The organism is Bradyrhizobium sp. NBAIM01 (genome assembly GCF_020194115.1).
Classification (GTDB): Bacteria; Pseudomonadota; Alphaproteobacteria; order Rhizobiales; family Xanthobacteraceae; genus Bradyrhizobium; species Bradyrhizobium yuanmingense.
Genome location: NZ_JADYVU010000026.1, coordinates 1 through 12867, shown reverse-complemented (window position 1 = coordinate 12867; position 12867 = coordinate 1). Strand labels below are relative to the sequence as shown.

Sequence of the window (12867 nt, the reverse complement as noted above, 5' to 3'; positions counted from 1 at the left end):
GTACATTCATCCATCCGGGCCACCGTCCAAAGGGAGGTTTTCCGCCGGGCGGGCCCATCTGAAGCGTACCGCAAACGCGCGAAGGCGGCCTTTGATAGGCCGCCTTCGTTAAGGCTTCTACTCACTTCGCAGTGAGCCATCATTCACAAATCCGCGTTTACGCCGCGAGCTTGCGCAGCACGTAGTGCAGGATGCCGCCGTTGCGGTAGTAGTCGAGCTCGTCCAGCGTATCGATGCGGCAGAGCAGCGAAACGCGCTGCAGCGAACCGTCGCCGGAGACGATCTCCGCGGTCAGCTTCTGGCGCGGCTTGAGGTCGCCGACGAGGCCGCGGATGGTCACCTTCTCGTCACCCTTCAGCCCAAGCGACTGCCAGGAGGTGCCTTCCTCGAAGGTCAGCGGCAGCACGCCCATGCCGACCAGATTGGAGCGGTGGATGCGCTCGAAGCTCTGGCAGATCACGGCGCGCACGCCGAGCAGGCGCGTGCCCTTGGCGGCCCAGTCGCGCGAGGAGCCATTGCCGTACTCGGCACCCGCGAACACCACCAGCGGCACCTTCTCTTCCTGGTACTTCATCGCGGCGTCGTAGATCGACATCTGCTCGCCGTCGGGCCAGTGCTTGGTCAGGCCGCCCTCGGGGATGTTTCCGTCCGCGCCCTTCAGCATGAAGTTCTTGATGCGGATGTTGGCGAAGGTGCCGCGCATCATCACTTCATGGTTGCCGCGACGCGTGCCGTACTGGTTGAAGTCGGCCGGACGCACCTGGTGCTCGCTGAGATATTTGCCGGCGGGCGAGGTGAGCTTGATCGAGCCGGCCGGCGAGATGTGGTCGGTGGTGATCTTGTCGCCGAACATGGCGAGGATGCGCGCCTCGACGATGTCGGTGACCGGCTCCGGCTCCTTCTTCATGCCCTCGAAGTAGGGCGGGTTCTGCACATAGGTCGAAGACATGTTCCAGCGATAGGTCTCACTCTCGACTGTCTTGATCTTGCGCCAGTTGGTGTCGCCCTTGAACACGTCGGCATACTTCTTCTTGAAGATCGACGCGGTCACGAACTTCTTCATGAAGGCGTTGATCTCCTTGGTCGTCGGCCAGATGTCCTTCAGGTACACCGGCTTGCCGTCCTTGCCCTCGCCGAGCGGCTCGGTGGCGAGGTTCTTGGTGACGCTGCCCGCGAGCGCGTAGGCGACCACCAGCGGCGGCGAGGCCAGGTAGTTCGCCTGCACATCCGGCGAAACGCGGCCTTCGAAGTTGCGGTTGCCGGAGAGCACGGCGGCCGCGACGACGCCGTTGTCGTTGATCGACTTCGAGATCTCCTCAGGCAGCGGACCGGAATTGCCGATGCAGGTGGTGCAGCCGAAGCCGACCAGGTTGAATCCGACTTTGTCGAGATCGGGCTGCAGACCGGAATTGGCGAGATATTCCGCGACCACCTGGCTGCCCGGCGCGAGCGAGGTCTTCACCCACGGCTTGGCCTTGAGGCCCTTCGCAGCCGCATTGCGCGCGAGCAGGCCGGCACCGATGAGCACGCTCGGGTTCGAGGTGTTGGTGCAGGAGGTGATCGCAGCGATCACGACGTCGCCATGGCCGATGTCGAAGTTCTTGCCGTCGACGGGGAAACGCTTGGCCGGCTCCTCGGCCTTCTTGTACTCGCTGGCAAGCGCGAGCGAGAAGCCGTCCGCGACGGTCGGCAGCGCGATGCGGCCTTCGGGACGCTTCGGGCCGGCCATCGACGGCACGACGTCGCCGAGGTCGAGGGTCAGCGTTTCCGTGAACACGGGGTCGGGCGACTTGGCCGTGCGGAACAGGCCCTGCGCCTTGGCATAGGCCTGCACCAGCGCGACGCGGGCCGAGGCACGGCCGGAGGTCTTGAGATAATCGAGCGCGGCGGCATCGACCGGGAAGAAGCCGCAGGTCGCGCCGTATTCGGGCGCCATGTTGGCGATCGTCGCCTTGTCGGCGACCGAGAGGTGGTCGAGGCCGGGGCCGAAGAACTCGACGAACTTGCCGACCACGCCAAGCTTGCGCAGCATCTGCGTCACGGTGAGCACGAGGTCGGTCGCGGTGACGCCTTCCTTCAGCGCGCCCTTCAGCTTGAAGCCGACGACGTTGGGCAGCAGCATCGACAGCGGCTGGCCGAGCATGCAGGCTTCCGCCTCGATGCCGCCGACGCCCCAGCCGAGCACGGCAAGGCCGTTGACCATGGTGGTGTGCGAATCGGTGCCGACCAGCGAATCGGGATAGGCCACCTCGAAGGTGCCGGTCTTCTTGCCGACGGTCATCTTCTCCTTCTTGGTCCAGACCGTCTGGGCCAGATATTCGAGGTTGACCTGATGGCAGATGCCGGTGCCAGGCGGCACGACGGAGAAGTTCGAGAACGCCTTCTGGCCCCACTTCAGGAACTCGTAGCGCTCCTGGTTCTGCTTGTATTCCTCGGTGACGTTCTTGCCGAAAGCCTTGTTGTCGCCGAAGAAGTTCACGATCACGGAATGGTCAATGACGAGATCGACGGGCACCAAGGGGTTGATCTTCTCAGGCTCGCCGCCGAGCTTCTGCATCGCGTTGCGCATCGCGGCGAGGTCGACCACCGCGGGCACGCCGGTGAAGTCCTGCATCAGCACCCGCGCCGGGCGGAAGGCGATCTCATGCTCCAGCGACTTCTTGCGCAGCCATTTCGACACCGCGACGATGTCTTCCTTCTTGACCGAGCGGCCGTCCTCGTTGCGCAGCAAATTCTCGAGCAGGACCTTCATCGAGTAGGGAAGTTTCGAAATTCCCTTCAGACCATTCTTCTCGGCGGTGGGCAGGCTGTAATAGACATAGGTCTTGGCGCCGACCTTGAGAGTCTTTTTGCATTTGAAGCTGTCGAGCGAGGTCATGTAGGAGATCCCAATTGCTAGTTATACCCGGCAGGGTATTTTAACACCGTCAGCGTATCAGGCTGGGCCGCTTGCAGGGGCAGGTTGAGTTGCTGCATCAAGTAGTTCCGGGCTTATAGAAGCTTTCTAACCGCGCCGCCACAGCCACTATCGTGCCGCAGCAATTCGCGAGCCAAAAATTCCCATGCGCTACCCCAAGATTTCCTGAGGCCCGGCTGTGAGCGGACTGAACCAAGGCGACATGCGGCTGTCAGGTCACGGGCTGAGATGCGTGCGGGGCGGGCGCGAGGTGTTCGCCGGGCTCGATTTCGCGGCCGGGTCGGGCGAGGCCGTGGCTGTGGTCGGCCGCAATGGATCGGGCAAGACCTCGCTGCTGCGGCTGATCGCGGGCCTGCTCGTCCCCGCCGGCGGGACGATCGCGCTGGAGGGAGACCATAGCGAGCTGACTCTGGCGGAGCAGTGCCACTATCTCGGCCATCGCGATGCCCTGAAGCCGGCGCTGAGCGTGGCCGAAAACCTGACGTTTTGGGCTGATTTTCTCGGCGGCGAGCGTTTCGATGCCGTCGAGAGCCTTGCCAAGGTGGGGCTCGACCACGCCATCCATCTGCCCGCCGGATTCCTGTCCGCGGGACAGCGCCGCCGGCTGTCGCTGGCGCGGCTGCTGACCGTCCGCCGCCCGGTCTGGCTCCTGGATGAGCCGACCAATGCGCTTGATGTCGCCGGTCAGGACATGTTCGCCGGCCTGATGCGCGAGCATCTGGCCGCCGGCGGCATGATCGTCGCGGCGACGCATGCCCCGCTCGGCATCGAATCGCGGGAGCTGCGGATCGGAGGTGTGGCGTGAAGTTCAGGCACCCTCAGTTTTCCAAGCGGCCGCGCGCTGCTCTCCCCGTTCCCCCGCCTCTCCCGCGTACGGGAGAGGCGGGCGCGGAGCGCCGGGAGAGGGTTCTCTCCTCTGGGGGAGTCGTCGTTGTCGAGACACCCTCTCCCCACCCCTCCCCCGCAGGCGGGGGAGGGAGCGCACCGCACCCGGAACTCCAGCCCGGCTCCCACGTCCGCTCCGCCGGGAGAGCCGCCCCATGACCGCCCTTGCCGCCCTCATCCGCCGGGACATCCGCATCGCGCTCCGCGTCGGCGGCGGGGCCTTGATTGGCGTCTTGTTCTTCCTGACCGTGGTGGTGCTGATGCCGTTCGCGGTCGGGCCGGATCTGGCGCTGCTGTCGCGGCTGGGACCTGCGATCCTCTGGCTCGGCGCCCTCCTGGCCAGCCTGCTGACCCTCGACCGGCTGTTCATGGCCGACCATGAGGACGGCTCGCTCGACCTGATCACGATGAGCCGAACGCCGCTGGAACTCGCCTGCGCCGCCAAGGCGCTGGCGCATTGGCTCGCCGCCGGCCTGCCGCTGATTGTCGCAACCCCCGTGCTCGGCCTGTTGCTCAACCTCGACATGATCGCCACGGCCGCGGTGGCGCTGACGCTGCTGGCGGGCACTCCGGCGCTGACCTTCACCGGCATGATCGGCGCGGCGCTGGCGGTGACGCTGCATCGCGGCGGGCTGTTGATGGCGGTGCTGGTGCTGCCGCTGTCGATTCCCGTGCTGATTTTCGGCGTTGCGGCCTCGCAGGCGGTGATCGTCGGTCCCATGACCTTCGGCGCGCCGTTCTCGATCCTGTGCGCACTGTCGCTGGTCAGCCTCGTGATCGGCCCGTTCGCGGCCGCAGCAAGCCTGCGGCATGGCCTCGACTGAGATGGGCTCGACGGACCTTGACCCGGATCAACTTTCGCGACGGGCTTTCGTGCTGATTGCCTGAGCGGCCCCCGGTGATTATCAGGATACCATGACGCTGATCGACCTCGCCAACCCCACGCGGTTCCTCGCGCTGACAGCGCGGGTGTTGCCGTGGCTGGCGGCCGCGACAATCATCCTGCTCACGATCGGTCTCTATCAAGCTGCGCTCGCGCCCGACGACTATCAGCAGGGCGCGACCGTCAAGATCATGTTCATCCACGTGCCCAATGCCTGGCTGTCGATGTTCGTGTGGGGCGTGATGAGCATCGCATCGTTGGGCACGCTGGTGTGGCGGCATCCGCTCGCCGACGTCGCCGCCAAGGCCGCAGCTCCGATCGGCGCCGCCTTCACCTTCCTCGCGTTGCTCACGGGCTCGCTCTGGGGCCGGCCGATGTGGGGCACCTATTGGGAATGGGACGCGCGGCTGACCTCGGTGCTGATCCTGTTCCTGATGTATCTCGGCCTGATGGCGCTGTGGCGCGCGGTCGACGATCCCTCGCGTGCGGCGCGCGCTGCCGCGGTACTGACCCTGGTCGGCGCGATCAACCTGCCGATCATCAAGTTCTCGGTCGATTGGTGGAACACGCTGCACCAGCCCGCCTCGGTGATACGCATGGGCGGCTCGGCGCTGGACAAGTCGTTCCTGATTCCGCTGCTGGTGATGGCGGTCGCCTTCACGCTGCTGTTCGTCACGCTGCACCTGGCCGCGATGCGCAACGAGATTTTGCGCCGCCGTGTCCGCTCGCTGCAGATGATGCAGGCCAGCCGGATCGCGTTTTCGAGCGAAGTGGCCGCCGGTTCGCGTGAAGACAACGCGTCCAAAGAAGCTGGGGCTGCATGACGATGTCGCTCGGTCCTTATGCCACTTTCATCGTGGCGTCTTACGCAGCTGTCGCCCTCGTGGTCGCGATCCTGATCGGCTGGGTCATGCTCGATTATCGCAGCCAGACGCAGCGCCTGCGCGAGCTGGAGCAGCGCGGCATCACCCGCCGGTCGGGCCGCAGTGCGACGGAGCTGCGATGAGCGATCAGCCTGCTTCCGCTCCGCCACAGCGCCGCGCCTTCCTGGTGATGCTGCCGCTGATCGTCTTCATCGGCCTCGCGCTTCTGTTCTGGTTCCGGCTCGGCAGCGGAGATCCCTCGCGGATTCCCTCGGCGCTGATCGGCCGGCCCGCACCGCAGACCGTGCTGCCGCCGCTCCAGGGATTGCAAGAGAATGGCGCGCAGGTCCCGGGACTCGATCCCGCCGCCTTCAAGGGCAAGGTCAGCCTCGTCAACGTCTGGGCGTCCTGGTGCGTGCCCTGCCATGACGAAGCGCCGCTTTTGACCGAAATGGCAAAAGACAAGCGCTTCCAGCTGGTCGGCATCAACTACAAGGACGCCGCCGACAATGCGCGCCGCTTCCTCGGCCGCTACGGCAACCCGTTCGGCCACGTCGGCGTCGACGCCAACGGCCGCGCGTCGATCGAATGGGGCGTCTATGGCGTGCCGGAGACCTTCGTCGTCGGGCGCGAGGGCACCATCGTCTACAAGCTGGTCGGGCCGATCACGCCGCAAAATCTCAAGGCCGTGCTGATGCCGGAGCTGGAGAAGGCGCTGAAGGCAGGGTCGTAGCGAAGATCGTCATTGCGAGGAGCTCTTGCGACGAAGCAATCCAGAGTCCCTCCGCAGAGGCATTCTGGATTGCTTCGCTTCGCTCGCAATGACGAGCGGACCATCACCCCTTGCTCACATCCCCCGCCTCGGCCTCGCTTCTCTCCAGCGAGACCGGCGCCAGATGATAGCGCTTGGTCAGCGGCATCTGTGCGATGGCGAAGATCATCGTGATCGGAGTGACGCCGAATACCTTGAAGTTCACCCAGAAATCCGTGCTCTGGGTGCGCCAGACGATCTCGTTCAGCACCGCCATTCCGGCGAAGAACAGCGCCCAGCGCAAGGTGAGGATGCGCCAGCCCTGCGGCGTCAGGTTGAACACCTGGTCGAACATCACGGCGATGAAGGAACGGCCGAACAACAGGCCGCCGCCGAGGATCGCGGCGAACAGGCCGTAGATGATGGTCGGCTTGAGCTTGATGAACGTCTCGTCGTGCAGCACCAGGGTCAGCGTGCCGAACACCAGCACGATCACGCCCGTGACGATCGCCATGATCGGGATGTGACGCGTCACGATGTAAGAGGCGGCCATCGCGACCGCGATGGCCACCATGAAGGCGCCGGTCGCCGCGAACAGATTGAACTTCGCGTTGACGAAGAAAAACACGAGCAGCGGACCGAGCTCGGTCGCGAGCTTGAACAGCGGATGCGGCTGGGTCTTGTCCATTCTCTGTTCCGTATCTCCCATCCTTCGAGACGACCGCTTCGCGGTCTCCTCAGGATGAGGACCTCATGTGTGGCACGACCTCATCCTGAGGAGCCGCGCAAGCGGCGCCTCGAAGGATGACGCTATTCGATTCCGGCGATGGCGCGGGCGAAGTCGCGCGCGGTGAAGGGCGCGAGATCGTCGACGCCTTCGCCGACGCCGATGAAGTGCACCGGCAGCTTGAACTTCTCCGCGAGCGCCACCAGGATGCCGCCGCGCGCGGTGCCGTCGAGCTTGGTCATCACGAGGCCGGTGACCCCGGCGGTGCGATGGAAGGCCTCGACCTGCGACAGCGCATTCTGGCCGACGGTCGCATCCAGCACCAGCAGCACGGCATGCGGCGCAGTGTCATCCACCTTGCGGATCACGCGCACGACCTTCTCGAGCTCGTTCATCAGCTCGGCCTTGTTCTGCAAGCGGCCGGCGGTGTCGATCAGCAGCACGTCGACATTCTGCTCCTTCGCCGCGGTGAGCGCGTTGAAGGCAAGGCTCGCCGAATCCGAGCCCTGCGCGCCTGCGATGACGGGCGTCTTCGTCCGCTCGCCCCAGACCTTGAGCTGCTCGATGGCGGCGGCGCGAAACGTGTCGCCGGCAGCCAGCATCACCTTGCGGCCTTCGGAGGCGAATTTCTGCGACAGCTTGCCGATCGTGGTGGTCTTGCCGGAACCGTTGACGCCGACCACGAGGATCACGAACGGCTTTTTTGCCGCATCGATCACGAGCGGCTTTGCCACCGGCGACAGCACCTTCTCGACCTCGGTCGCGACGACGTCCTTGACCTCGTCCGCCGAGATCGCCTTGTCGTAGCGCCCCGTGCCGACGGCATCCGCAATGCGCACCGCGACCGACGTGCCGAGGTCGGCGCGCAGCAGCACGTCCTCGATGTCGTCGAGCATGGCGCGGTCGAGCTTGCGCTTGGTGACGAGGTCGGCGACCGCGGTCCCAAGCGAGGACGAGGTGCGCTTCAGCCCATTGGACAGGCGGCGCCACCAGCTCAGCTTGGGGGTCTCGGAGGTGGTATCGTTCATGGTGGCGTGTTAGCCGTTCCGGCCCGTAAACGAAAGCCTTGACCGAAAGTCCTGCGATTGCTCGATGTTCCCCAAATGACCGCCGATGAGATCTTGGCCCGCGTGCTCCATCGCGACGGCCTGATGCTGGTCATCGACAAGCCTGCCGGCCTGCCGGTGCATCGCGGCCCCAAGGGCGGCCCCAATCTGGAGGATTGCTTCGACGCGCTGCGTTTCGGCCTGCCGCGACCGCCGGTGCTGGCCCACCGGCTGGACAAGGACACCTCGGGCTGCCTCGTGCTCGGCCGCCACCGCAAGGCGACGGCATCGCTGGGCCTTTTGTTCAAGCACGGCAAGATCGGCAAAACCTACTGGACCGTGGTCGAAGGCGGCCCTGCCGAGGACGAAGGCACCATCGACATGCCGCTCGGCCGGCTCAATGCCGAACGCGGCTGGTGGCAGAAGCCGGATCCGGAAGGGCAGAAGGCGATCACGAGCTGGAAGGTGATGGGCCGGGGCGACGGTTTCACCTGGCTTGCCATGGAACCGGTGACCGGCCGGACCCATCAATTGCGGGTGCATGCGGCCGCGAGCGGCTGGCCGATCTTCGGCGATAACATTTACGGCAACGGTCCGCGCTTCGGCGAGCCGCGCCTGCACCTGCATTCGCGCGAGATCGTGGTGCCGATCTCCCGGAACAAGGAGCCGGTCCGCGTGGTGGCGCCGGCCCCGCCGCATATGCACGAGAAGCTCCGGGCCTGCGGGTGGAAGGGGGAGTAGCCTCTTAGACCCTCATGGTGAGGAGGCGCGTCAGCGCCGTCTCGAACCATAGAGGCCCCGCGCATCGCGGCCGTATCCATCCTTCGAGACGCCCGCTTCGCGGGGCTCCTCGGGATGAGGAGCGGTGGTCGGTCGAGAAGCGGCTGTGCTCGGCTACCGTGCCATGGTTTACGAAACCTTCAGCGCTCGCCTCTAATGATAACGGTTGCTTAGAACAAGCTTCCGTAACCGCTCAGGACGAGCCGCGCGCGATGACCAATACCGGGCTATCGATCATCGACGAGGTCGAATCCGCACTGCGGATCGGCTCGCCGGAAAAGGGCCTGGCGACGGCCCGGCGCGTCACCGAGCTGTTCCTCTCCTCCGCCGGCAATTTCGACGACGAGCAGATCGCGCTGTTCGACGACGTGCTCGAGCGCCTGATCGGCACCATCGAGCTGCGCGCCATCGCCGATGTGGCAGCGCGCGTGGCGCTGGCCGAGATCAGCGCGCAGCTGGCGCCGGTCGCGCAGGCGCCGCCGTCGGTGATCCGCCGCCTCGCCAACAATGACGAGATCCGCATCGCCGGCCCCGTGCTGCAGGAATCCGCGCGCCTCGACGACGGCGAGCTGGTGAAGATCGCATCAGCTAAGGGCGAGCCGCATCTGCTCGCGGTCGCCGGCCGCTGGTGGCTGAAGGAGATCGTCACCGACGCGCTGCTGGCGCGCCGCTACCCCAGCGTCAGCCGGCGGCTTGCGGTCAATCCCGGCGCGCGCGTCTCCGGAAAAGGGTTCGCCATCATCGTCGGCCAGGCCGAAAGCGATCCGGAGCTCGCAGTCAGTGTCGGCGTCCGCGTCGACTTGCCCTCGGAGCTGCGCCGCCAATTGCTGCGCTCGGCGACGGACGCCGTGCGCACCCGCCTGTCGTCGCGCGCCCCGCCGCATCTGTTCGAGGAGATCCAGAGCGCGATCGCCGCCGTCGCCATCGGCGCCGAACGCGAAATGTCGGCGGTGCGCGATTTCGAAGGTGCCAAGCGCGCCATCGCCGGCCTCAAGGCCACCGGCCAGCTCGACGAGGCGACGTTGCTCGGCTTCGCCAGACAGCGGCGCTATGAGGAGACGGTGGCGGCGCTGGCGGCGTTGTCGGGATCGACGGTCGAGGTGATCCGACCGCTGATGCAGAGTCTGCGCGAGGACGGTCTGCTGGTGCCGTGCAAGGCCGCACAACTCAGCTGGGAAACGACCAAGGCCGTGCTCGAATGCCGCTTCGCGACCGGCGCGATGAAGCCGGCGGACATCGCCAGGGCGCAGGGGCATTTTGCGAGAATGACGGCGGAGAACGCCAAGCGCACGCTGCGATTCTGGCAGGTCAGGGCGTCGTAGTTTTCCCTCTCCCCTTGCGGGAGAGGATGGCTCGCCGCGAGAGCGGCGAGACGGGTGAGGGGTCTCTCTCCGCGCATGACCTCTCAATGCGATTGCGCGGATACAACCCCTCATCCGGCGCTTCGCGCCACCTTCTCTCACAAGGGGAGAAGGAAGAGAGCAGCTGCTTACGTCGTGAGCCGCTCGCCATCAATGCCAGCAATCTTCAGCCGCACGATGCTTCCCACCCGCTCGCCCGCAATCACCACCGGCAGATAATGTTCCGTGCGGCCCTGCCCGTCGCTCTCGATCAGCACGTCGCGCGTCGCGCCGATCTCGGCTTGCAGGCGCTGCCGCAACGCCGCTTCGCCGGCCGCACGCAGCCGTCGCGCACGCGCCTTGATCAGGCCTCCCGCCACCTGCGGCATCCGCGCGGCGGGCGTGCCGGGCCGCGGCGAATAAGGGAAGACGTGCAGGAAGGTCAGGCCGCATTGCTCGACGAGATCGAGCGAGCGCGAGAACATGTCCTCGGTCTCGGTCGGGAAGCCCGCGATGATGTCGGCGCCGAAGACGACATCGGAGCGCAGGCGGCGCACCTGCTCGCAGAAGCCAATCGCATCCTGCCGCGAATGCCGCCGCTTCATGCGCTTCAGGATCATGTCGTCGCCCGACTGCAGCGACAGATGCAGATGCGGCATCAGGCGCGAATCGTCGGCGATGGCATCGAGCAGGTCGTCATCGGCCTCGATCGAATCGATCGAGGAGATGCGCAGGCGCTTGAGCTCGGGCACATGGCGCAGGATCTGCTTGGTCAGCAGGCCGAGCTTGGGCGCGCCGGGCAGGTCCGCACCGTAGCTCGTGAGATCGACGCCGGTCAGCACGATCTCGGCATGGCCGCGCTCGACCAGGGTGCGCACCTGATCGACCACCGCGCCCATCGGCACCGAGCGCGAATTGCCGCGGCCGAACGGGATGATGCAGAAGGTGCAGCGATGATCGCAGCCGTTCTGCACCTGCACGAAGACGCGCGGCAGGCCGCTCGCATAGCCATCGACGAGGTGCGGCGCCATCTCCTTCACCGCCATGATGTCGCTGACGGCGATCTTCTCGCTGGCGCCAAGATCGAAAGCGTGGCGCGTCTCCCGCCACGCTTCGCCGCGCATCTTGTCGTCATTGCCGACGACGCGATCGACCTCGGCCATGCCCGCAAACATCGCAGCCTGCGTCTGCGCCGCGCAGCCGGTGACGACGATGCGCGCCTCGGGGCGCTCGCGCTTCAGCTTGCGGATCGATTGGCGCGCCTGCGCCACCGCCTCGTTGGTGACGGCGCAGCTGTTGATGACGATGGTGTCGGAAAGCCCTGCGACTTCCGCCTTGCTGCGGATCACCTCGGCCTCGAAGGCGTTGAGGCGGCAACCGAAGGTGACGATGTCGACGGCCATCAGGCCACCGGCGCGAACAGCGCCGGATCGAAGCTGCCCTCATATTCGAAGGTCGCGGTGCCCGTCATCAGCACGTGGTCGTCGCGCTCGCGCCATTCGATGCCGAGCTTGCCGCCGGGCAAGGTGATCTCGACCTTGCGCTCGGCGCGCTTCAGCCGCGCGGCGGCGACCGCCGTGGCACAGGCCGCCGACCCGCACGCCTTGGTCAGGCCGGCGCCGCGCTCCCAGGTGCGGATCGTGATGTGCTCGCGATCGACGATATGGGCGAGCGTGATGTTGGCGCGCTCGGGGAAGATCGGATGGTTTTCCAAGAGCGGACCGAAGCGGCCGAGATCGTAGGCGTTGACGTCGTCGACCCAGAACACCGCGTGCGGATTGCCCATGCTCACCACTGAGGGCGAATGCAGAATGGGATTGTCGATCGGCCCGATCTGCAATTCGATGTAGCGGGTGTCGCGAAACTCTTCCGCCAGCGGAATGTCCTGCCAGCCGAATTTCGGCGCGCCCATATCCACTGTGTAGAGGTCGGGCGCCGGACCCTGCCAGGCATTGAGCAGGCCGGCGGCCGTCTCGAAGGTCGCACTGGTCTGCCCGGTCTTCTCGAAGATGCGGCGCACGACGCAGCGCATGCCGTTGCCGCAGGCACCGGCCTCCGAGCCGTCATTGTTGTAGATGCTGATGAAGGCCTCGGTGCCGTCGAGCCGCGGCCTCTGCAGCACCATGAGCTGGTCGTAAGCCACGCCGCCGTTCGCGGACGCGACGGCGCGGGCATCGTCCGGCGTGACCTTGGCCGCCGAATCGCGCAAGTCGACAACGACGATCTCGTTGCCGATGCCGTTCATCTTGGCAAATGCGTGGTTGGCCAGCGCGCTCATGAAAATTCCCGAATTTCGCCTGCCTTATATGGCGATCCTCGGCTGCTTGGCCAGTGATTTGCCACCCGGGTCGGGACATCGGGCAAGTTGCCTGCCATGACGCATCTGTCATGGGACGAATTCGGCGCTCGCGTGTTAGAACGGCGCGGTTCGCGCGAACCGGGATGCGCGGACGGGTTAAGGCCTTGGTGGGTAAGGCCTTGATGAATTGAGGCCCCGACGAAGCGGGCCTCGGGGAGAATAAAATGAACACTTTTCGTCGCCTCGCTTTGGCCGCGCTGATCCCGGCTGCGGCCTTGTCGCATGGGCTGTCAGGCGCTCTGGCGCAGACCGCGAGCCCGGCGCCAGCCGCATCGGCAAGTCCCTTGCCGGCCCCGTCGGCTGCGCCCGCCCCGGC

12 protein-coding genes are annotated in these 12867 nt (G+C 65.9%); 7 read left to right on the top strand and 5 right to left on the bottom strand.

What is annotated here, in order from left to right; translation table 11 throughout:
- Nucleotides 1-157: 157 nt before the first annotated feature.
- Nucleotides 158-2878 carry an aconitate hydratase AcnA gene (gene acnA / locus I6F31_RS35630; RefSeq protein ID WP_036040732.1) on the bottom strand — a complete coding sequence of 907 codons (2721 nt, stop codon included), beginning with the start codon at nucleotides 2876-2878 and terminating at the stop codon, nucleotides 158-160.
- Nucleotides 2879-3119: 241 nt separating this feature from the next.
- Here acnA and ccmA point away from each other — a divergent pair, with 241 nt between their 5' ends.
- From ccmA to I6F31_RS35605, 5 genes are all read left to right on the top strand, one after another.
- Nucleotides 3120-3722 (top strand): heme ABC exporter ATP-binding protein CcmA, encoded by a 603-nt coding sequence (ccmA, locus tag I6F31_RS35625; protein ID WP_225148685.1) that lies wholly within the window; start codon nucleotides 3120-3122, stop codon nucleotides 3720-3722.
- A gap of 235 nt (nucleotides 3723-3957) precedes the next feature.
- On the top strand, nucleotides 3958-4626 hold the full coding sequence (gene ccmB, locus I6F31_RS35620) for a heme exporter protein CcmB (protein WP_025032861.1): 669 nt from the start codon (nucleotides 3958-3960) through the stop codon (nucleotides 4624-4626).
- A 91-nt stretch (nucleotides 4627-4717) separates the two neighbouring features.
- The gene (locus tag I6F31_RS35615; RefSeq protein ID WP_225148682.1) at nucleotides 4718-5509 is read left to right on the top strand and encodes a heme ABC transporter permease; all 792 of its coding nucleotides are present in this window, start codon (nucleotides 4718-4720) and stop codon (nucleotides 5507-5509) included.
- Nucleotides 5506-5691: a heme exporter protein CcmD gene (ccmD, locus tag I6F31_RS35610; protein ID WP_225148683.1), complete on the top strand. Its 186-nt coding sequence runs from the start codon at nucleotides 5506-5508 to the stop codon at nucleotides 5689-5691. Before I6F31_RS35615 ends, ccmD begins: the two co-directional genes overlap by 4 nt.
- Entirely contained in the window at nucleotides 5688-6281 is a 594-nt protein-coding gene (locus I6F31_RS35605) for a DsbE family thiol:disulfide interchange protein (RefSeq protein ID WP_225132161.1), read from the top strand. The genes ccmD and I6F31_RS35605 overlap by 4 nt, the downstream gene beginning before the upstream one ends.
- 103 nt (nucleotides 6282-6384) lie before the next feature.
- On the opposite strand, the gene I6F31_RS35600 is transcribed toward I6F31_RS35605, so the two are convergent.
- Nucleotides 6385-6987 (bottom strand): septation protein A, encoded by a 603-nt coding sequence (locus tag I6F31_RS35600; protein ID WP_225138552.1) that lies wholly within the window; start codon nucleotides 6985-6987, stop codon nucleotides 6385-6387.
- Between the two features lie 122 nt (nucleotides 6988-7109).
- Entirely contained in the window at nucleotides 7110-8054 is a 945-nt protein-coding gene (gene ftsY / locus I6F31_RS35595) for a signal recognition particle-docking protein FtsY (RefSeq protein WP_036008849.1), read from the bottom strand.
- 75 nt (nucleotides 8055-8129) lie between these two features.
- Here ftsY and I6F31_RS35590 point away from each other — a divergent pair, with 75 nt between their 5' ends.
- Both I6F31_RS35590 and I6F31_RS35585 read left to right on the top strand, forming a co-directional pair.
- On the top strand, nucleotides 8130-8813 hold the full coding sequence (locus I6F31_RS35590; protein WP_225148684.1) for an RNA pseudouridine synthase: 684 nt from the start codon (nucleotides 8130-8132) through the stop codon (nucleotides 8811-8813).
- Nucleotides 8814-9064: 251 nt separating this feature from the next.
- Entirely contained in the window at nucleotides 9065-10174 is a 1110-nt protein-coding gene (locus I6F31_RS35585) for a DUF2336 domain-containing protein (protein ID WP_225187014.1), read from the top strand.
- 167 nt (nucleotides 10175-10341) lie between these two features.
- Here the strand turns inward: I6F31_RS35585 and mtaB are convergent, their stop codons facing one another.
- A complete protein-coding gene (gene mtaB, locus I6F31_RS35580; RefSeq protein ID WP_225187013.1) occupies nucleotides 10342-11595 on the bottom strand; it encodes a tRNA (N(6)-L-threonylcarbamoyladenosine(37)-C(2))-methylthiotransferase MtaB in 1254 nt (417 codons plus the stop codon).
- The gene (gene dapF, locus I6F31_RS35575; protein WP_036024567.1) at nucleotides 11595-12470 is read right to left on the bottom strand and encodes a diaminopimelate epimerase; all 876 of its coding nucleotides are present in this window, start codon (nucleotides 12468-12470) and stop codon (nucleotides 11595-11597) included. Before dapF ends, mtaB begins: the two co-directional genes overlap by 1 nt.
- Nucleotides 12471-12867: the final 397 nt, after the last annotated feature.